At 71.3% G+C, this 17,951-nt stretch carries 21 protein-coding genes; 9 read left to right on the top strand and 12 right to left on the bottom strand.

Features of this window, described 5'->3' with window-relative positions:
* Positions 1-21 precede the first annotated feature (21 nt).
* The gene (locus tag C3K08_RS09455) at positions 22-1,116 is read left to right on the top strand and encodes a bifunctional 3-deoxy-7-phosphoheptulonate synthase/chorismate mutase (protein WP_104991080.1); all 1,095 of its coding nucleotides are present in this window, start codon (positions 22-24) and stop codon (positions 1,114-1,116) included.
* Here the strand turns inward: C3K08_RS09455 and C3K08_RS09450 are convergent.
* From C3K08_RS09450 to C3K08_RS09435, 4 genes are all read right to left on the bottom strand, one after another.
* Positions 1,113-1,712 (bottom strand): 2'-5' RNA ligase family protein, encoded by a 600-nt coding sequence (locus tag C3K08_RS09450; protein WP_234009044.1) that lies wholly within the window; start codon positions 1,710-1,712, stop codon positions 1,113-1,115. The genes C3K08_RS09455 and C3K08_RS09450 overlap by 4 nt on opposite strands.
* A gap of 2 nt (positions 1,713-1,714) precedes the next feature.
* Entirely contained in the window at positions 1,715-2,374 is a 660-nt protein-coding gene (locus tag C3K08_RS09445; RefSeq protein ID WP_104991079.1) for a metalloregulator ArsR/SmtB family transcription factor, read from the bottom strand.
* 1 nt (position 2,375) lies between these two features.
* Positions 2,376-3,425 (bottom strand): Mrp/NBP35 family ATP-binding protein, encoded by a 1,050-nt coding sequence (locus C3K08_RS09440; protein ID WP_104991078.1) that lies wholly within the window; start codon positions 3,423-3,425, stop codon positions 2,376-2,378.
* A 65-nt stretch (positions 3,426-3,490) separates the two neighbouring features.
* On the bottom strand, positions 3,491-3,967 hold the full coding sequence (locus C3K08_RS09435; RefSeq protein WP_104991077.1) for a hypothetical protein: 477 nt from the start codon (positions 3,965-3,967) through the stop codon (positions 3,491-3,493).
* 155 nt (positions 3,968-4,122) lie between these two features.
* On the opposite strand from C3K08_RS09435, the gene rpmH reads away from it, so the two are divergent.
* From rpmH to yidC, 4 genes are all read left to right on the top strand, one after another.
* On the top strand, positions 4,123-4,266 hold the full coding sequence (gene rpmH, locus C3K08_RS09430; RefSeq protein WP_027459398.1) for a 50S ribosomal protein L34: 144 nt from the start codon (positions 4,123-4,125) through the stop codon (positions 4,264-4,266).
* A 91-nt stretch (positions 4,267-4,357) separates the two neighbouring features.
* Positions 4,358-4,792, top strand: a complete 435-nt coding sequence (rnpA, locus tag C3K08_RS09425) for a ribonuclease P protein component (RefSeq protein ID WP_104992010.1) — start codon at positions 4,358-4,360, stop codon at positions 4,790-4,792.
* Entirely contained in the window at positions 4,789-5,070 is a 282-nt protein-coding gene (yidD, locus tag C3K08_RS09420; RefSeq protein WP_104991076.1) for a membrane protein insertion efficiency factor YidD, read from the top strand. The genes rnpA and yidD overlap by 4 nt, the downstream gene beginning before the upstream one ends.
* Positions 5,070-6,647, top strand: a complete 1,578-nt coding sequence (gene yidC, locus C3K08_RS09415) for a YidC/Oxa1 family membrane protein insertase (protein WP_199776911.1) — start codon at positions 5,070-5,072, stop codon at positions 6,645-6,647. The genes yidD and yidC overlap by 1 nt, the downstream gene beginning before the upstream one ends.
* A gap of 72 nt (positions 6,648-6,719) precedes the next feature.
* On the opposite strand, the gene C3K08_RS09410 is transcribed toward yidC, so the two are convergent.
* From C3K08_RS09410 to pdhA, 4 genes are all read right to left on the bottom strand, one after another.
* A complete protein-coding gene (locus C3K08_RS09410) occupies positions 6,720-7,676 on the bottom strand; it encodes a hypothetical protein (RefSeq protein ID WP_104991075.1) in 957 nt (318 codons plus the stop codon).
* A gap of 31 nt (positions 7,677-7,707) precedes the next feature.
* The gene (locus C3K08_RS09405) at positions 7,708-8,904 is read right to left on the bottom strand and encodes a C39 family peptidase (RefSeq protein WP_104991074.1); all 1,197 of its coding nucleotides are present in this window, start codon (positions 8,902-8,904) and stop codon (positions 7,708-7,710) included.
* A 201-nt stretch (positions 8,905-9,105) separates the two neighbouring features.
* A complete protein-coding gene (locus C3K08_RS09400; RefSeq protein WP_199777039.1) occupies positions 9,106-10,086 on the bottom strand; it encodes an alpha-ketoacid dehydrogenase subunit beta in 981 nt (326 codons plus the stop codon).
* 82 nt (positions 10,087-10,168) lie between these two features.
* Positions 10,169-11,203, bottom strand: a complete 1,035-nt coding sequence (gene pdhA / locus C3K08_RS09395) for a pyruvate dehydrogenase (acetyl-transferring) E1 component subunit alpha (RefSeq protein ID WP_369848558.1) — start codon at positions 11,201-11,203, stop codon at positions 10,169-10,171.
* A 382-nt stretch (positions 11,204-11,585) separates the two neighbouring features.
* Here pdhA and C3K08_RS09390 point away from each other — a divergent pair, with 382 nt between their 5' ends.
* The gene (locus C3K08_RS09390) at positions 11,586-12,086 is read left to right on the top strand and encodes a hypothetical protein (protein ID WP_104991071.1); all 501 of its coding nucleotides are present in this window, start codon (positions 11,586-11,588) and stop codon (positions 12,084-12,086) included.
* A 227-nt stretch (positions 12,087-12,313) separates the two neighbouring features.
* Here the strand turns inward: C3K08_RS09390 and C3K08_RS09385 are convergent, their stop codons facing one another.
* Positions 12,314-13,246 (bottom strand): DUF4384 domain-containing protein, encoded by a 933-nt coding sequence (locus tag C3K08_RS09385; protein WP_234009043.1) that lies wholly within the window; start codon positions 13,244-13,246, stop codon positions 12,314-12,316.
* Between the two features lie 155 nt (positions 13,247-13,401).
* On the opposite strand from C3K08_RS09385, the gene C3K08_RS09380 reads away from it, so the two are divergent.
* Together C3K08_RS09380 and C3K08_RS09375 are read left to right on the top strand one after the other, a co-directional pair.
* On the top strand, positions 13,402-13,926 hold the full coding sequence (locus C3K08_RS09380; RefSeq protein ID WP_234009042.1) for a hypothetical protein: 525 nt from the start codon (positions 13,402-13,404) through the stop codon (positions 13,924-13,926).
* Positions 13,923-15,179 (top strand): HAMP domain-containing sensor histidine kinase, encoded by a 1,257-nt coding sequence (locus tag C3K08_RS09375; RefSeq protein ID WP_234009041.1) that lies wholly within the window; start codon positions 13,923-13,925, stop codon positions 15,177-15,179. The genes C3K08_RS09380 and C3K08_RS09375 overlap by 4 nt, the downstream gene beginning before the upstream one ends.
* Before the next feature lie 6 nt (positions 15,180-15,185).
* On the opposite strand, the gene C3K08_RS09370 is transcribed toward C3K08_RS09375, so the two are convergent.
* Together C3K08_RS09370 and C3K08_RS09365 are read right to left on the bottom strand one after the other, a co-directional pair.
* Positions 15,186-16,196 carry a CAP domain-containing protein gene (locus tag C3K08_RS09370; RefSeq protein ID WP_234009040.1) on the bottom strand — a complete coding sequence of 337 codons (1,011 nt, stop codon included), beginning with the start codon at positions 16,194-16,196 and terminating at the stop codon, positions 15,186-15,188.
* 98 nt (positions 16,197-16,294) lie between these two features.
* Positions 16,295-16,885, bottom strand: coding sequence for an RNA polymerase sigma factor (locus C3K08_RS09365; protein ID WP_104991069.1), 591 nt, complete (start codon positions 16,883-16,885; stop codon positions 16,295-16,297).
* A 76-nt stretch (positions 16,886-16,961) separates the two neighbouring features.
* Between C3K08_RS09365 and C3K08_RS09360 the strand changes: the two genes are divergently transcribed.
* Positions 16,962-17,318 (top strand): FUN14 domain-containing protein, encoded by a 357-nt coding sequence (locus C3K08_RS09360; protein ID WP_104991068.1) that lies wholly within the window; start codon positions 16,962-16,964, stop codon positions 17,316-17,318.
* A gap of 10 nt (positions 17,319-17,328) precedes the next feature.
* Here C3K08_RS09360 and tsaB read toward each other — a convergent pair whose 3' ends face one another.
* The gene (gene tsaB / locus C3K08_RS09355) at positions 17,329-17,895 is read right to left on the bottom strand and encodes a tRNA (adenosine(37)-N6)-threonylcarbamoyltransferase complex dimerization subunit type 1 TsaB (protein ID WP_104991067.1); all 567 of its coding nucleotides are present in this window, start codon (positions 17,893-17,895) and stop codon (positions 17,329-17,331) included.
* Positions 17,896-17,951 lie beyond the last annotated feature (56 nt).

Raw genomic sequence — 17,951 nt, 5'->3', positions numbered from 1 at the left:
TCCCCCCCCTACACTGGCCGCATGACCTCTCCCCAGCGCAGCATTGACGACCTCCGCGCGGAGGTGGACGCGATCAACCGGGATCTCCTGACCCTCCTCTCCCGCCGGGGCGAGGTGGTCGCGCAGATCGGGCGGGCCAAGTCCGCCGAGGGCCGCCCGCAGCACTACGACCCCGCCCGCGAGGAACAGCAACTGCGCGAACTCGAGCGCCTCAACCCCGGCCCCTTCTCGCACGCGGCGGTCAAGGCGATCTTCAAGGAGATTTTCAAGGCCAGCCTCGACCTCGAGGAGAGCAACGACAAGAAGCAACTGCTGGTCTCGCGCAAGGTGCAGCCTGCCGACACCGTGCTCGACATCGACGGGGTGCGGATCGGCGGGGACGCGCCCCCGGTCATCATCGCCGGGCCGTGCTCCATCGAGTCGGCGGGGCAGATGGAGGAGACGGCCGCGTTCCTGGCGGGCCGGGGCGTCAAGGTTCTGCGCGGCGGCGCGTACAAGCCCCGCACGAGTCCCTACGGCTTTCAGGGGATGGGGGTGGACGGCCTCCTCATCGGCGGGCAGGTCGCCCGCGAGCACGGCATGCTGTTCGTGACCGAGGTGATGGACACCCGCGACGTGGAGGTCGTGGCCGAGCACGCCGACATTCTCCAGATCGGGGCGCGCAACATGCACAATTTCGCCCTGCTGCGCGAGGTGGGCCGCGCCCGCCGCCCGGTGCTGCTCAAGCGCGGCCTCGCGGCCACGGTTGAGGAATGGCTCTACGCCGCCGAGTACATCCTCTCGGAGGGCAACCCCGAGGTGATTCTCTGCGAGCGCGGCATCCGCACCTTCGAGAAGTGGACGCGCAACACACTCGACCTCTCGGCGGTAGCCCTCGCCAAGCAGGAGACGCACCTGCCCGTGATCGTGGACGTGACCCACGCCGCCGGACGCCGCGACCTGTTGATTCCGCTGGCGAAGGCGGCCCTGGCGGTGGGCGCCGACGGCCTCCACGTCGAGGTCCATCCCAGCCCCTCCACTGCGCTCTCGGACAACGAGCAGCAGCTCGACTTCGCCGGGTACGAGCGCTTCGCGGCGGCGCTGGCCCCGATGCTGACGGCCCCGACGCTGGTTTAACCCTCCGCGCCCCGCACCTCCGCCCGCCCCGCCTCCCCGGTGAGGCGGGCGAGCAGTTCGGCCCCCTCGCCCAGCGGAAAGGTGTGGACCTCCTGCACCTCGCCGCGCTCCTCGCGGGTCAGGCTCAGGACCTCCACCCCGAAGGAGGTGACGGGAGGAGTCAGCCGCTGCACCTCGGCCCAGATCAGGCCCTCGACACGCGGCAGAATGCCCAGGCCCAGCGTCAGGTGCGGGGTGTAGCCCTCGCCGTCGTGGGGAGCGCGGGTGGACGGCCTCACGCTCAGGGCGCGGGCGTGCAGGTCAGCGAGATGGGGGGTCCGCACGCACTCTAGAAAGACCATGTGCGGCAGCCGCTTCCAGCCACGCACCGGAACCTCGAAGGGTGCGGTCCCCCGCAGCGCCTCCCGAAAGGCCGCGACGAGTTCCCCCGGCGTGAGGTCGGTCTGAAAGGGCGCCCGCAAGTTCAGGTGCGGCGCCCCGAAGCCGCGCACGCCCAGCCGCTCCTGGGTGCGCCGCAGCCAGGTGTCGAGCGCCTCGGGCGGCCACGCGACGAGGCTGTAGAGGGGCTGGCCGGTGGCCCGGTCGGGGGCAGTCACGGTCAGGGGCCGATCCGGTAGCGGCACTGGCCCTGCCCGCAGGCGATGCGCGTCTCGCGGGTCACGGGCACGCCCAGCACCTCGGTGAAGAGTCGCAGCTCGCTGTGGCACAGCTCCGGGAACTGCCGCGCCACCGTCAGGTTGGGACAGTTGCGTTCCACGATCAGCCACTCGCCCGCCCGCGCTCCGGGTTCGGCCACCGCGTCGAAGCCCAGCTCGGTCAGCCACGCGGCGAAGCGGGTGATCCGCTCCTCCAGTGGCAGCTCAGCGGGCAGCGCGGCCTGCACCTGCGCGGTGAGTTCCGCGCTGCGGGCGCCCAGCACCTGCGTCACCGCCTCGTCGCCGTAGAGCGCCTGGAGGTGCCGCAGCACGTCCACGCACAGCGCCGAGTACGTTTTCGGAAAGGTCGCCTCGCCCCGGTCGGTGAGCACGAAGACGTGCTGGGGCCGCCCCCTCCCGCCGGGCCGCTCGGTGCGGGCCTCGATCAGCCCCTGCTCCTGAAGGTCGAGCAGGTGCCGCCGCGCCCCCGGCACGCTGATGCCGAGGTTCGCCGCGAGGTCCTGCACCGTCTGCGGCCCGGCGCGTTTGAGCCGCTCCAGCAATCGGGGTTTGGTGCGCTCCGGGGCGGGCGCGGGCGCAGGCTGGGGGGCCAGGGCCGTCACCTCAGACCACCGGAAGCTGGTCGGGCAACTGCGACAGGGCCTGCACGCTGACCCGCCCGGCCAGCGCCCGCGCCACGCCGGTCAGCGCCTGCGCCGCCGCCGAGTCGGGGTGCGCCAGCACGGCGGGAGCGCCCGCGTCGGCGTCCTTGCGCACTTCGAGGTCGAGCGGCACCTCGCCCAGCAGCGGCAACCCGCCCAGCTTCTGCGCTCCGCCGCGCCCGAAGATGTCGTAGGTCAGCCCAGTGTCGGGCGCCACGAAGTAGCTCATGTTCTCGATCACCCCCAGCACGGGCACGCTGGCCTTGCGGAACATGTCCACCGCCCGCGCCGCGTCAATCAGGGCCACGTCCTGCGGGGTGGTCACGATCACGGCGCCCGTCACCTGAATGGTCTGGGTCAGGCTGAGCTGCACGTCGCCCGTGCCCGGCGGCAGGTCCACGATCAGGTAGTCGAGTTCGCCCCAGGCCGCGTCCTTGAGAAACTGCTGGATGGCCGAGTGCAGCATCGGCCCGCGCCACACGAGCGCCTGCCCCGCGGGGGAGAGGTTCGCCATGCTCAGGAACCGCAGGCCGTGCGCTTCGAGGGGCTGCATCTTGCGCTCGGCGTTGGCGGTCACGCGCTCCTGGGTGCGGCCCAGCATGTGCGCCACGCTGGGGCCGTACACGTCGGCGTCGAGCAGGCCCACCCGCGCCCCGTCCTGGGCGAGGGCCGCCGCGAGGTTGACCGCCACGCTGCTCTTGCCCACGCCGCCCTTGCCGCTGCCCACCAGCAGCACGTGCTTGACGCCCGGCAACGCGGGCTGCCCCCCGGTGCGGACCATCGCGCCGAAGGTCACGATCACATCCTGAATGCCCGGTACCCCGAGCACGGCCGAGCGCACGTCGCCCTCGATCTGGCCCTTGAGCGGGCAGGCGGGCGTGGTCAGGTTGACCTTGACCTGCGCCACCCCGCCCTCGACCTCCGCCCGCTCGATCATGCCCAGCGACACGAGGTCGCGGTGCAGTTCCGGGTCATTCACGGTCTTCAGGGCAGCCCACAAGGCATCACGCATATCCCGCCATTAGTAGCGCGGCGGGGGCAGGAGCGGCAAGCTCGGGGGTCACAGTGGGGCAGGCGTCACGGTGCAAAGGACCGCTCGCCGCCGAAGGTTCCGCGAAAGGAACGGCGGTAGCTCCGCGTGAGGTCGGAAGCGTCCCAGTCCTCCGGAAAGGGGAGCCAGCCGTCTCCTGCTTCGACCAGAGCCGATCCACTCCAGCGGTCGCCTGCCATCCAGACCTGAACCGCCAGGCGCTCGGCCAGCAGGTCCACCACGAGGTCTAGGGCGCCCTGCCACTCGTCCTCGCGGGACTCACCCGCCCAGTCGTAATGGGCGTGCCAGAGGTCAAATTCGACCGTTACCTCGTCATCGTCGGTGTACAGGCGGATTTTTGGCCTTCCCGATGTCTCCGGCGCCACCTCCAGCAGCAATGTGCCCTCCTCCGGGTTGTACACGGCGAGGTCGCGCCACTCCGGCCAGCGCTCAAACAGCACGGCAGCAAAGTCGCGCGAGTAGTCGTTCAGAGCCGCGAGGTCGGTCAGAGGCAGGTCGCCCATGTCGCCATGCTGTCACCCTTCGCCTCTTCCCGCTCCCCCAGGGCGCGTGCTACACTCCCGGAGTTTGCCTCCCAGGGGGCGAGTTGTCGCGCACGCACGGCAGGCCGCAGGGGACATGCGCCCCAGGCCGCCCGCCGCGAGTAAGGAGTAAGACCATGAAGCGTACCTACCAGCCGAATGTCCGCAAGCGGGCCAAGACCCACGGCTTCCGCGCCCGCATGAAGACCAAGGCGGGCCGCAACATCCTGGCCCGTCGCCGCGCCAAGGGCCGTCACCGCCTGACCGTCAGCGACGAGTAAGGCCCCGCCCCGCCAGGAGCAGGCCATCGCCCCTACCGACCCCACCAGCGCCACCCAGGAACGGCCCCGCCGTCCGGTGGCGCTGGTGTCGTTGACCGGGGACCGCGAGTTCCGGCGGGTCCGGCAGCACGGCGCGGTCGTGCGCGACCGCCTGTTTACCCTGCGCGTCACCGATTACCGCCCCCGCTACGGTGAGGTCTGGCGGCCCCGCGCCACCATTGGGATCGTGGTGCCGAAAAAGACCCTCAGCCGCGCGGTGGACCGCAACCGTGCCCGCCGCCGGGTGCGCGAGGCGTTGCGGACCCTGCCGGGCGGCCTGCCCCCCTGCCGGGCGATCCTGCTGCCCAACCCAGCCGTCTTGAAAGTGCCCTTCCCGGAGCTTCAGGCGGCGCTGGCGCGGGCCTTTGCGGGCACGCCGGGCAAGGGCAAGCGCGGGGGCCGGGGCGGGAACTCTGGTCCCTCCCCCCGCGTACCCGGCCCCGTGACCCCCCCTGCTCCAACCCCCGCCGAGGAGGGCCGCCCATGAGCGCGGCCTCCCGCGCCCTGCTGCGGCTCGTTCGCTGGTATCAGCGCGACCTCTCGCCGCGCAAGCCCGCCCCGACCTGCCGCTTTACCCCGAGCTGCTCGCAGTACGCGGCCGAGGCGGTCGAGCGGCACGGTGCCCTGAAGGGCGGGTGGCTGGCGACCTGGCGCGTCGTGCGCTGCAATCCGCTGGTGCCGGGCGGCTTCGACCCGGTGCCGGGGGAGTGGCCGCGTGCCCGCCCCGCTCCTTCCTCCCGTCCCCGCTCCAGAAAGTCACCCTGATGAAGACCCGAACCCTGCTTCCCCTGACGGCCCTGGGGGCGCTGCTGCTTACCGGCTGCGGCACCACCGGCCCCCTCCCCACCTTCGGCAAGGCGATCACGCCCGAGTGGATCACGGCCGACTTCGACGGCCAGCCCGGCGACGAGTTCATCGCCACCAGCAACCTCAGCGACGTGGTGTTCAACGCGCGGGGCGAGGTGATCGGCTGGTACGTCAAGAACTACGCGGGAACGCCCTTTATCAAGCAGCGCCCCGACGGCACCTACGACTTCACCGCCCTGCGCGAGCAGCGCGGCATCGTGAACATGGTGGGCAATCGCAAGGCGCTGGCGCTGGAGGGCGAGGGCCTCGACCCCGCTGCCCCCGCCGAGGCCAGCGCCCCCCGGCTGACCCAGAACCTCGCGCAAAACCGCCAGGACGCCGTGTTCCGGTACACCCAGAACGGCGTGGCCGTCACCAAGACCGTCACCCTGCACCCGCGCAACTACAAGGTGGACGTCCGCACCCGGATCGAGAATGGCCCGGAGACGTATTCCATGCTGTTCCCCGGTCTGGGCAAGGCCGACAACCCCCGCGTGCAGGCCGTCCCCGTGGGGGGGCAGCCCGCCGCCGTGCAGGGCAGCGGCACCCTGACGGTCGAGAACATCCAGTACGCCGCGTTGCAGGAAAACCCCAGCCAGGTCGCGCACGCCCTCATCGTGCGGCCTCAGGGCGAGACCCAGGCGGATGCCGCGCTGACCGGGGGCGAGCAGGGCCTGATCCGGGTGGGCCTGACCGGCGACAGCAACTTGGAGGTCTACGGCGGGCGCAACGAGCTGATTCACCTCTACCAGAGCGGCCTGAGCACCCTGCCGGGGCTCTTCGACCCCAACTGGTTCGGACAGATCAGCCTCCTGATCGTGAAGCTGATGGAATGGCTCTATAGCTTCGTGGGCAACTGGGGCCTGGTCCTGGTGCTGCTGACCGTGTTGCTGCGGCTGATCATGTGGCCGCTGATGCAGGCGCAGGGCCGCACCACGGCGCGGATGCAGGTCATGCAGCCCAAGATCAAGGAGATTCAGGAGAAGTACAAGGGCAAGACCGATGCCGACAGCCAGCAGGCCATGCGGCTGGAGATGGCGCAGCTCTACCGCGACTACAACTTCAACCCGGCGGGCTGCTTCTCGACCTTGCTGCCCTTCCCGGTGCTGATCGCGCTGTGGTCCACCATCCGCAATTTCGAGTTCGATTCGGGCTTTCTGTGGCTGCCCGACCTCGCCATTCCGGACCCCTTCTACATCCTCGCGCTGATCTACCTCGTCGTGAACATCGGCCAGCTCTACGTGATGACCCGCAAGAGCCCCGAGATGTTCCGGCAGCAGGCCTTTATCTACCTCATCTTCCTGTACTTTGCCCTGACCTTCCCCGCAGGCGTGACGATCTACATCATCCTGTCCACCCTGATCGGGATCGTTCAGCAGGTCATCATCAACAAACAGGTCGAGCGCGAAACCGCCTCCCTGGGCCAGACGGTGCAGAAGGCCCCCGCCCGCGCCGCAGGCAAGACCGTCAAGACCATCGAAGCGCCCAAGAAGTAGGCGCCGCGAGGAGGGCCGCCCCGCCGGGAAGGTGGGGCGGCTTCTTATGGTCGGCGGGAGGGCGAATGGCTCCTAGCGCTGCTCAAGCCGTCCCCAGTCTCGCAGCGCCCGCAGCGCCTCCCAGGTCCGCACGCTGCGCCACTCGGCTTCCGCCTGCGGCCACATGTCCGGGAAGGTGCCGCCCCAGTCCCAGGTCGGTGCCCAGGAGCCGTCCTCCCGCTGAGAGGCCAGGAGGTGAGCGAGGGCAGCCGCAAGGGAGTCTTCCAGCACGGGGGCGAGCGGAGAAGCGGGCGTGGGGGCCACCTGCAGAGGGTCGAGGCCGTACCCGGCGAGGGCCTCGGGCGTGGCCGCCACCCGCTCCGGCAGCACGTCGCGCAGGTAGTCCAGCACGGGGAGGCGGTGGTCTTCCGGCACTTCGGGGGTCTGGGCGAAGAGGGCAGCGACCGCGTGCCCGTTCACGTCCCCCGGCTCCAGCCCGGCGAGGATGGCGTCGCGCGTCTCCAGCGTGAGGAGTGCCAACAGGCCCTCTGGCAGCAGCTCCGGCCAGCGCCACAGCCGGGCCACGATTCCCGCGCGGGGGTTGACCCGAAACTGCCCGAAGGCCGCTGCGAACGCCTCGGGTTCCGCCTGGCTCCACCAAGGAGCGTGCGGATACGCCTGCGCTAGAGGGGGCAGGAAGCGCCACACCGACCCGCCGAGCGTGACGTTGAGGTTCCCGCGCAGCCACATGACCGCGCCGCCGAGCAATTCGTCGGAGTCGGGGACGCCGAGGTCGTGCAGCACCTCCAGCGCCGTCCCCGTCGCCAACACGCTGCTCTCCGGCGTCCGCACGTCCGGCTCCAGCGCCCACCCGAAGCCGCCGTCGGGGTTGCGGGAGGCCCGCAAGGCGTCCAGCACGTCCGCTGCACTCCCCCCCTCAAAGGCGTGGCGGAAACGGGCGGCTTCCAGCGGCCTGCCCCGCTCCAGCAGGAAGGTGCGGGCACGGGCAAAGGCTTCCGGCGTGAGGCGGGCATCGCTCGGGAGGGTCATGTGGCAGGGTAACGCAGGGAGGAGTCGGCGGTCAGCCTTTCGCCAGTTCCGCTCGCGCCGCCGCGTAGCCCGGCCGCAGCCGCAGCGCCTCGCGGTAAGCGGCCTGGGCTTCGGCGGTGCGGCCCAGGGCGCTCAACGCCCGGCCCCGCCAGTAGTGCGCTTCCTCGTGGGTGGGCACGTCGCGCAGGATGTTCCCGGCCAGGCGCAGCACGTCGGCGTTGCGCCCGGTGCGGAGGTACGCCTCGAACGGCCCGAAGGAATACCACGTCGCCCGCCAGGGCAGCCCGCCGACCACGCGGGCGGGTCGGGTGGGGTCGAGGGCCGGGTCGGGCTGGGCCGCGAACGCCTGATCGAAGGCCCGCGCCGCTCCCCGCGCGTCCCCGAGGGCGAGCTTGGCGTGCCCGACCGTGAACCAGCCCACCGCGTCCTGCCGCCGCTCGGCCTCGGCCAGCGCGACCCGCAGCGCCTCCGCCTTGGCCCGCACCGGGTCGGCCCGCTCGGCGAGCAGTTCCCGCACCTCGGCCGCCCGCTCCGGCGGCGTCACGACCAGGAAGGTGCGTCCGAACGAGCGCCACAGTTCATCGAAACGGCCATACGGCATCGTCAGCGGCCCCAGGTACGAATCGAGGGCGCTGAAGGTCTGCGCCGCGTCGTCGTACCCGGTCAGCAGGCGGTAGTGGCCCATGCCGCCGCTGTCGGGGGTCACGAACCACGTCTCCACGATCACCGGAATTCCGGCCGCCAGCAGCCGCTTGAGCAGCGGCCGGTCCCCGTTCGTGGCGAGGTGCACGTCCATCCCCTGCGAGCGGGCATAGGCGGCCAGCTCGTCCGGCGACACGTTCACGTCCCCCGACGAAGGCTTGAGCTTCGGGGCGATGTCGTACTGATTCAGCGTGCTTCCCCAGCGGCTCAGCGCCATGCCCACCGTGACCGGGCCGCAGTTGTTCAGCCGCTGGTACTCGTGCCGAATGCCGGACACCTTCGCGGAACTGGGGAGGGGCGGTGGGGTGGGTTCCGGCGCAGGGTCCGGTTCGGGCTCAGGCGTAGGTGGCGCGGGTTCAGGCTCCGGTGCGGGAGCAGGGGCTGGAGGGGGTGTCGTCTGGGCGGCGGCCAGCACCGGGGCAGGCGGCTGGGCGTCCGCCTCTCCAGACGAGCGAAAGCGGTCCACGGCAAAGACCGCCGTCCCCGTGAGCAGGGCGGCGGTGAGCAGCAGGGGTGCGGGACGCATCCCCGTTATGGTGCGTGAGCTTCATGATTCAGCGCTGAGGCCCGAACGTGCCCCAGGGCGCACTCATCTGATTCCGGTGGATCAGCTCTTGCATCACTGATCCACCCGACCAAAGGGAGAAGGGAAAAGTACGGATTCCAGAATGGAGTTCTCCTTCGGTGCTTTCCCGAAGGAGGACGAAATGGCCGGAATCCGTATCGGTCAGTAGGCCATGACCTTCCGAATCGCCTTCGCCACCCGCACCGGATTGGGGCGGTAGGCGTCCTCGATGGAGGTGAAGGGCGGGTAGGGCGCGTCGAAGCCCGTCACCCGCAGGATGGGCGCCCGCAGAAAGTCAATCGCTTCCTCGGCAATGGTCGCGCTGATTTCACTGTGGAAGCCCCCGGTGCGCGGCGCTTCGGTCACCACGATCACGCGGCCCGTCTTCTGCACCGAAGCCAGGATGGTGCCCGTGTCCAGAGGCACCAGCGTCCGCAGGTCGATCACCTCCACCCCGATCCCGTGGGCACGGGCGGCCTCAGCGGCTTTCTGCGCGACCTCGACCATGCCGCCGTAGCAGATGACCGTCACGTCGTCGCCCTCGGTGACGATGCGGGCCTGCCCCAGCGGAATCGTGTAGTGGCCTTCGGGCACCTCCTCCTTCACCGAGCGGTAGAGCTTGATCGCCTCGAAGAAGAAGACGGGGTCGGGGTCCTCGATGGCGGCCAGCAGCAGGCCCTTGGCGTCGCGGGGGGTGGAGGGGATGACCACCTTCACGCCGGGGGTGTGGGCCAGGATCGCCTCGGGCGAGTCGGCGTGCTGTTCGGGGGTGTGGACACCGCCGCCGTAGGGCGCCCGCACGACCATCGGGAGGTGGTAGCGGCTGCGGGTGCGGTGGCGGTAGCGGCCTAGGTGCGAGAGCACCTGATCGAGCGCCGGGTACAGGAAGCCCGCGAACTGAATTTCCGCGACGGGCTTCAGTCCCGCCAGCCCCATGCCGATGCCCATGCCCACGATTCCGGCCTCGGCCAGCGGGGTATCGAACACGCGGTCCGTCCCGAAGCGGGATTGCAGGCCGTCGGTGGCGCGGAACACGCCGCCCATCACGCCCACGTCCTCCCCGAAGATGTGCACGTCGGGGTCGCGTTCCAGGGCGAGGGCGAGGGCGTCGTTGATGGCAGCGACCATCGTCATGGTGCGCAGGGCGGTGACAGTGGCGGTCATGCGGAAACCTCGGGGAAGCGGGGGGTGCGGGGCGTGGGGCGAACGGCAGAGAAGGACGGCTTCACTGCCCTTCCTCCGCCAGCAGCTCGGCCCGCTGCCGTCGCAGGGCCGGGGTCGGCTCGGCGAAGACGTGATCGACGATCTCGGCGGGGGTCGGCTCGGGGTAGGCGTCGGCCTCGGCGAGCGCGGCCTCGAACTCGGCCTCGATCTCGCGGACGATCTCGGCGTCCTCGGCCTCGGTCAGGTGACCCTGGGCGAGCAGGTGGGTTCGCAGGCGCACCACCGGGTCCTTCTCGTCCCAGCCCGCCGTGTCCTCGGCGGTGCGGTAGCGGCTGGGGTCGTCGGCGACCGTGTGGGGCTTGACCCGGTAGGTCACGGTCTCGATCAGGGTCGGTCCCTCGCCCCGGCGCGCCCGCTCCACCGCCTCGCGGGTGACCACGTAGGTCGCCAGCACGTCGTTGCCGTCCACCCGCACGCCGGGAATGCCGTAGCCGTCGGCGCGGCGCGACAGATTGGTCGCCTTCGTCTGGGCGCGGGTGGGCACGCTGATCGCCCAGCCGTTGTTCTGGAGGATGAACACGCACGGGGCGTTCAGCGCCCCCGCGAAGTTCAGCGCCTCGTGGAAGTCCCCTTCCGAGCTGCCGCCGTCCCCGATAAAGGCCATCGCCACGTTCTGGGTGCCGCGCCGCTGCTCGGCCAGCGCCGCCCCCACCGCGTGCGGGTACTGGGTGGCGATGGGGATGTAGAAGGGCAGGACCTTGAGGTTCTCCGGCATCGCCCAGCCGTGCGGGCTGGTGCGCCAGTAGGCGATGGTCTGCGGGATGGGCAGGCCGTAGGTCAGCGCCGCGCCCGTGTCGCGGTAGGTCGGGAACAGCCAGTCCTCGTGGGTCAGCGCGGCGGCGGTGCCGACCTGGCTGGCCTCCATGCCGCCGTAGGGTGGAAAGACGCCCATGCGCCCGGTGCGGTACAGCACCCAGGCCCGCTCGTCGAAGTGCCGGGCGCGGCGCATCAGGCGGTAGAGGCGGCGCTGCGTTTCCGGGTCGGGCAGCCGGGCGGGGTCGGTGACCTCGCCGCCGGGGGTCAGGAGTTGCACCATGTCGTCCGTCATGGCGGGAGGGACGGGATCGGCGGCGGGGGGAGCGGCCGCCTTGCGAGAAGAACGGGTTCGGGTCATCGGACACCTCGGGGAGTGGGGAAGAGCGGGGAAGACAGAGCCGGGCGGCCCACCTCTCAGCCCAGGTCCGGGGAGCGAGGTGGGCCGGAAGGGCCAGTCAGGGCGCCCGGCGCTGGTTGAGCAGCCGCGCCGGAGGCCGCCCGCACGCGGGGGGCGGCAGGCAGGAGGGCGGGCGGGGCGGAAGCGTCGGCATGGCGAGGGGAGCGGCCGGGGGCCGCGGCGTGAAGAAAAGCTGTAGGCCCAGCGTAGCAGATGCCTCCCGAGACGCGCGGGGCGGCGCTCCACCCCAGGCGTACACTGAGCCATGAAAAAACCCCTGCTGGCGCTGACCGCCCTGGCCCTCCTGACCCCTCTGGCCGGAGCCGACCACCAGCAGGGAAACCTGCGGGCACTCACGGCGGCCGACCTCTGCCCGCCCGTCGCCTACGTGTATGTCGACGACGAGGAGGTCGAGGACCTCGCCGTCTTGCTCGACGAGCAGTTGATGCGCTACGCCACCCTGTACGGGGTGCCCTCCGGCGACCCCAAAACCTGCACGGTGCAGCAGGTCTTCTCGGTGGACGCCTTCGAGACCGAGGACGGCGACTACCTCTACACCATCGACCTCAGCCTGCAACTGCGCCCCGACGTGCGGGTCACGCTGGGAAGCCGGCAACTCACGGTCAAGGCCCTGGAACTGTGGTCCAGTTCAGGCTATGGCCGCGCCACGGACGCGCCGGGGCTGGTCCGCACCCTGACGAACAATGTCCGTGCCTACTACGAGGACCTCGCTCTGGCCTGGAAGGCGACCCACCCGGCCCGCTGAGGGTCTGCTTCAACAGTCGGCCAGGGTTCACGGCCTTCCTGAGGACTGCGGGGGGCTGCTCCTGCCCCCTTGTAGTGGGGTGGACGGCGTCGCCGTCCCAGACGGGCACCCTCCCTTTCCAACATCCCGGTGAGGCCGAGGCCTTCCTGAAACAGCTCCTGAGGCCGGGGGAGATCAGGAACACCGCCGGGCCTCCCTCTCACGGGTGCCCGGCGGTGTTCCTGGTCTCAGCGGCGCTCGACGCTGACCTCGTAGTCGGCCTTCTTGCCCTTCTGCTTGACCTCCAGCTCGGCGCGGACAGTGCCCTTGCGGAACTCGCCCCGGAGGTGGTTGCCGGTCTTGCGGAGGCTGGCCTGGGTGAAGCCTTCGGCCTTCAGGCGGGCGGCGTACTCGTCATACACGGCCTGGAGGCTACGGCCCTGTACGGTCGCCTTCCACTCGCGCACGTTCGGCAGGGGCTGCACCGTGATCGAGAGGGCCTGGGCGGTGCGAGGCGGCTGCTGAATCGGCGTGCCGCGGCTGGGGGCAGTCGTGGTGGGCGCCGGGGCGGGCGTCTGGAGGGGCGCGGCCTGTTCCTTGCGCGCGGCGACCGTGTAGTAGGCCGTGTCCGACACCCAGCTCGTCTGCGGCAGCGGATTGACCACGATGCTCAGCGCCTGCGCGAGTTGGCCCTGCCCCTGCACGCTGACGGTGGCGAAGCCGCCCTGCTGGCTCTTGAAGGTGGCGATCTGCCCCAGGTCCAGCGGCTTCAGGCTCGCCAGGGCGAGCACCTTGTTCAGACCGGCGGGTCCCGCGATGTCGAAGGTGAAGGGATCGCCCGCCGCCGGAAAGGTGCGGGTGGTGTTCGCCTTCACAAAATTGCCGCCGCTCTGGTACTGGTTGGGCAGCACGAGGTCGACCTGCCCCTGCGGGTCCACGTTGAAGAGGTACACGTAGGCGTCCTGGTTGACGCTGGCATACAGCCGGATGCGTTCGCCGACCGCGTAGGTGGGCGCCTGCGTGCCGCTGCCCCGGTCGGTCCACACCCGGACCTCCAGGCTGGTCTGAACCGGGTTGACGATGATGCTCTGCGCACTCAGGACGGGGGCGGCCCCGGCGGCGCCCAGCGAGAGGGCACCCAGCAGCGGGGTCATGAACCGGAGGAGGGAGGAAAGACGCATGCCCCCACTGTTCTCCCTCCGCATGACGCCCGGCTGACGCCTGAGCGCAGGGCCAGACCCGCTCAACTCATGTCCTTCTCACGCACTGCCCCCTTGAGACACCGCCGGGAGACATCTAGATTGGGGCCGTGTTCCCCACAAGGCGCGTTCTGTTGGTGGCCTTAGCGCTCGGCCCGGCGGTGGTCGGCAGCCTGCTTCCCGGCGGGTGGGGGCAGGCGGCGAGCACGTCCTTTACCTACCTGCGAACGGCGCGGCCCATCCCGGCCGCCAAGCCCGGCGAGCGCCCGTTGCTGCGGCTGGAGGGCAAGGCCCAGACATTGACGCTGACCCGCAGCCAGCTGCTGGCGCTGCCCACCGTGCGCTACGTCACCCGGCACGCGCAGCTCGGGCGCACCTTCACCTACGAGGGGGTCCCGCTGCGCGACCTCGCCCGGCTGGGGGGCTTTGCCGGGCAGGACATGCGCCTGCACGCCAGCAACGGCTACGTGACGACCATCGCGGCCCGGGATTACGGCGCCGCGCCCATCATGCTCGCGCACACCGCCAACGGGAAACCGATTTCCACCCTGGAAAAAGGGCCGCTGACCGTGGTCCTCCCGCCCGACGAGCGGCGATTCCCGCGCAGCCAGTACGGCTCGGCGTGGGTGTGGTTCGTCGAGCGCATCTCGCCCGCCCCGTGAGCGCCCGCACCCCCGAAGACGCCGCACTGAGCGCCGCGCCCGCCCACCGGGTTCCCCTGTGGGTCCGGGCGCGAGAGGGCTTGCTCGCGCTGCTGCCCACCGTGATCACCGCAGTGCTCCTGCTCCTCGCGCTGCAGCCCGCCTACCTGTCGCTGCTGGACCGGGGCGACGGCTGGTCCATCTACAGCTACCACGGCCTTGCCAAGGACGTGTTGCAGTACCGCGCCGCCCGTCTCGACCCGGCGGTAGCCCGTGAGGAGCGCGAGGAAATCCGCGATCAGGTGCGGTCAAGCCTGCTGAATCCGGCGCAGTTCGAGCACCTGGCCGAGGTCGAGGCGCTGGGTGATGCGCGGCTGAGCCGAATACGCGTCCTGGTAGAGGAGGGCAACCCGCAGGCCCTCGCGGAAGCGGGGCGGCAGGCCGTGCAGCTCAGTGCCCAAGCCGAGGACTTATCGAATCAGCTGGGGAAGGATTACGCGCAGGAGTTCCGGCGACTGCGGCAGGTGCTGCTGGGGACGGCGCTGGTGACCGGACTGCTGAGCATGGCCCTGATCGTGCGGGCGCTGCGGCTGTGGCGCTCGGAGCGCGAACGCCGTGCTCGGCGCGAGGCCCGGCAGCGCGAGGCCCTGAGTCTCGCCAGTCACGAGCTGCGCCGTCCCCTCCAGAGCCTGCTGCTCGCCAGCGACCTGCTGCGGCAGGCCGAGACCCCCGAGCAGCTTCAGCGTCTGCTGGGCATGATCGAGGAGAGCGCCCGGCAACTCGCCAGCCGCGCCGACCTCACCCGGCTGGACGACCTGTACCTCGACGTGACCCTGCGGGTGGCTCCCAGCGACCTGCGGCTGATGGTGCAGCGGGTCGCTGGCGGGCGCGTCACGGCGCAGGTGCCGGAGGAACCGGTCGTGTGGTCGGTTGATCCCGACCGGGTGGCGCAGATGTTGGAAAACCTGATCGAGAACGCCCTGAAGTACACCTCCGGCCCGGTCGAGGTGGCGCTCGCGGTCGAAGATGGGCAGCCTGAGATCACCGTGCGTGACCACGGCCCCGGCATCCCGGCCGAGCGCCGCGCCCAGATGTTCCTGCCCTACGAGCGCGGTCCTCTGGGCGTGGCACCGGGGCAGGGGCTGGGCCTGTCGCTGGTGCGCCGCTACGCCCGTGCCCACGGCGGCGACGTCACCCTGGAGGACGCGCCGGGCGGCGGCACCCTGGCGCGGGTCCGGCTGGGCGAGCCGCCGCTGGTGGACGAGCGGCGCTGAGGCCACCTACCGGCCTGCTGCCTCCAGTGGCGTGGCGAACACCTGGGTCCAGAAGTGGCGGTAGCGGGTGCCCGGCCGCTCGACGTGGGCCACGCCGAGGTGCGTGAAGTCGCCCATGATGTTCCGGCAGTGGCCGGGGCTGCGCAGCCAGGCGTCCACGACCGCCTGCGGGGTGGGCTGCCCGCCGGCGATGTTCTCGGCGCTGGCCTCCACCCGCAGGCCGGTCGCCCGCAGCCGGGTGGCGGGGGTGCTGCCGTCCAGGGCGCTGCGGTGGTCGAAGTAGCCGTGCAGGGCCATCCCCGCCGACTGCGCCAGCGCCGCAACCTCCAGCTCAGGGTGGCGTTTCAGCGGCGGCAGGCTCTGGCCGCCTTCCCGCAGCGCCGTGCAGTTCCAGCCCCGCGCCCGCGCCTGGTTGGTCAGGCGCAGCACTTCCGTCTCGAAGGGAACGCTGCCGGGCAGGGGCGCCATGCGGAAGCTCACCTCCCGCGAGAGAAGGCCGCTCTCGCCGGGCAGCCGCACCGCTGCCCGGTGCTCCCCGGGGGCCAGGGAGAGCGGCCCCGTCCCCACCGGTCGACCATCCAGCGTGAAGCTCGGTGTGCCGGGGCGGTAAGCCACGCTCCCCGCCGCCGAGAACCGCACCTCGTCCCGCCCCAGCAGCACGACGAGTTCGGCCCGCTCGGGTCCCCCGCTGCGCACTTCCAGCGGCCCGGTCGCCGTCGCCAGGGGCTGCCCGCGCGAGTCCAGCAGCCTCGCCCGCACCGCGTAGCGCCCGGCGCGGTAGAACGTGTGCTCCACGCGCGTGCCCTGGGCCGTGCTCCCGTCCCCGAAGTCCCACACCACCCGGTTCTCGGTGGGCGCCTGCGCCGTGAAGGTCACCGTCAACGGGGCCGCCGCGTCCTGGGGCATGGACACCCTGACCTGAAACGGCACGGTCTGTGTCGTCCATGCCTCGACCCAGGTCGTCCACGGCAGGACGGCCAAGCCCAGCGCTGCGAGTGCCGCTCTCCTGCTGCTCACCCGCCGAGGCTAACGGGTGGGCGGCCGCAGCGGGAAGGCGCCAGGTTCCATTCCTCCCGCCGGAGGGAGTTCGTCGCAGTTCATGAATGGCCTGCCGCTCAATGCACGTCCGCCGCGTCGGCGAGCAGCCCGGCAAGCTGCTCCTTGGCCCGGAAGACGCGGCTCTTGGCCGTGCCCACCGCCACCCCCTGAATGCGGGCGATCTCGTCGTAGGGGAGGTCCTCGACAAAGCGCAGCACGACGGCCTCGCGGTACTCGGGGGCGAGTTCCATCAGCGCCCGCTGCACGCGGTCCTGCGCGTCGGCACTCTCGGCGGCCTGCACGGGCGAGCGGGCCGCGCTGGTGACCTCGAAGCCCACGTCCTCGCGGGCCTCTTCCAGGCTGAACCGGGCCAGTTGCTTGCGGCGGTGAGACTCGATCTGGGTGTTGCGGGCGACCTGATACAGCCACGGCAGCACCCGCTCGCCGGGCCGGAAGGTGCGGATCGAGCGCCACGCCCGGTAGAAGACCTCCTGGGTGAGGTCCAGCGCGTCCTCCGCGTTGCCCTCCAGGCGGTAGAGGTAGGCGTACATGCGGCCCTCGTAGGCGGACACGAAGTCGTACCACGCCGCCTCGTCCCCCCGGCTGAGGCGGTCCAGCAACTCGGGGGGGAGGACATCAGGCTCGGGCGTCACGTCGCTGCCCACCATACCCTGCCCGGCCCCCCGGCGCCTCCGCCTTTTGGCGCGGGGTTGAGGTATAGGGCGCTACGATGCCCTCCAGCCCTTGGCCTCCTCTCCCCCCGCCCCCAGCCCCGACGCCTCCCTCACCGAGGCGCTGCGCTCCGTGCTGCCCGACCTCAGCGTGGGGGCGCTGCTGGGCTTTGCCACCGGGCTGGCGCTGCGGAAGGTGGGCCGCCTGGCGCTGACCCTGCTGGGGCTGCTGTTCGTGGCGGTGCAACTGCTGGCCTCCTGGGACCTGCTGACCGTGAACTGGCCGCGCGTGCAGGCGCTGGCCGACCCCCTATTACGTCAGGGCGGGGAAGCCGGGGCCCCGTGGCTGGGGCGGGTGCTGACGGCTAACTTGCCCTTTGCGGGGGCGTATACGGCGGGGTTGCTGCTGGGGCTGCGGGCGCGGGCTTAGTCGGGCCACGTCACAGGTACGCCAGTGCCCACTTCTCGCTCCCGTGGTCCAGCCCCGCCCGCAGCAGCGCGAGGCCATCTGGGGCCGGGTCGCGGTGGTGCGGGCGTCCGGCGGCGAGCGTCTCGAAGGCACTCAGGCTGTCTTTGTGCGGGGGGTGAATCACCCGGCCCACCACGCCGCCCCGCACCTCGTACACCGCGCCGTACACATTCTCCCGCCGCGCGTCCAGCGAGACGGCGACCTCGCCTTCCAGACCGCCCACCAGCCCCTCCAGGGTGGGCACGCCCAGCACCCGCGCTCCCCACACCCGCCCCAGGCCCAGGGCGTAGCTCGCGCCCACGCGTACGCCCGTGTAGGACCCCGGCCCGGTGCCGATCACGAGGGTGTCGGCGTGAAAGGGGAGGCCCGCGTCCGCGAACAGGTCACGCACCGCCCCCGCCAGCCGCTCGGCGTGCGCCCGCCCGACCTCCTCGCGCCAGGTCCGCTCGCCGCCGGGCCAGGCCAGCGCCAGGGTCAGGAAGGGGGTGGCGGTATCGAGGGCCAGGGTGACGGGGTGGGGGGCAGCGGGCACCGACATGGCGGGCATTGTAGGGGGCCTGGGCGCCGTCCTTGTCACCGGAGCGGGAACCGCGT

Source organism: Deinococcus sp. NW-56, from assembly GCF_002953415.1.
Classification (GTDB): Bacteria; Deinococcota; Deinococci; order Deinococcales; family Deinococcaceae; genus Deinococcus.
The sequence above is the reverse complement of the archived record's forward strand: the minus strand, read 5'-3'. Positions and strand labels throughout refer to the sequence as shown.

Coding starts and splice junctions, on each gene's coding strand:
- C3K08_RS09455 (WP_104991080.1), top strand. CDS start 22: ATGACCTCTCCCCAGCGCAGCATTGACGACCTCCGCGCGGAGGTGGAC.
- C3K08_RS09440 (WP_104991078.1), bottom strand. CDS start 3,425: ATGCGTGATGCCTTGTGGGCTGCCCTGAAGACCGTGAATGACCCGGAA.
- C3K08_RS09435 (WP_104991077.1), bottom strand. CDS start 3,967: ATGGGCGACCTGCCTCTGACCGACCTCGCGGCTCTGAACGACTACTCG.
- rpmH (WP_027459398.1), top strand. CDS start 4,123: ATGAAGCGTACCTACCAGCCGAATGTCCGCAAGCGGGCCAAGACCCAC.
- yidD (WP_104991076.1), top strand. CDS start 4,789: ATGAGCGCGGCCTCCCGCGCCCTGCTGCGGCTCGTTCGCTGGTATCAG.
- yidC (WP_199776911.1), top strand. CDS start 5,070: ATGAAGACCCGAACCCTGCTTCCCCTGACGGCCCTGGGGGCGCTGCTG.
- C3K08_RS09410 (WP_104991075.1), bottom strand. CDS start 7,676: ATGACCCTCCCGAGCGATGCCCGCCTCACGCCGGAAGCCTTTGCCCGT.
- C3K08_RS09405 (WP_104991074.1), bottom strand. CDS start 8,904: ATGCGTCCCGCACCCCTGCTGCTCACCGCCGCCCTGCTCACGGGGACG.
- pdhA (WP_369848558.1), bottom strand. CDS start 11,203: ATGGTGCAACTCCTGACCCCCGGCGGCGAGGTCACCGACCCCGCCCGG.
- C3K08_RS09390 (WP_104991071.1), top strand. CDS start 11,586: ATGAAAAAACCCCTGCTGGCGCTGACCGCCCTGGCCCTCCTGACCCCT.
- C3K08_RS09385 (WP_234009043.1), bottom strand. CDS start 13,246: ATGCGTCTTTCCTCCCTCCTCCGGTTCATGACCCCGCTGCTGGGTGCC.
- C3K08_RS09365 (WP_104991069.1), bottom strand. CDS start 16,885: ATGGTGGGCAGCGACGTGACGCCCGAGCCTGATGTCCTCCCCCCCGAG.
- tsaB (WP_104991067.1), bottom strand. CDS start 17,895: ATGTCGGTGCCCGCTGCCCCCCACCCCGTCACCCTGGCCCTCGATACC.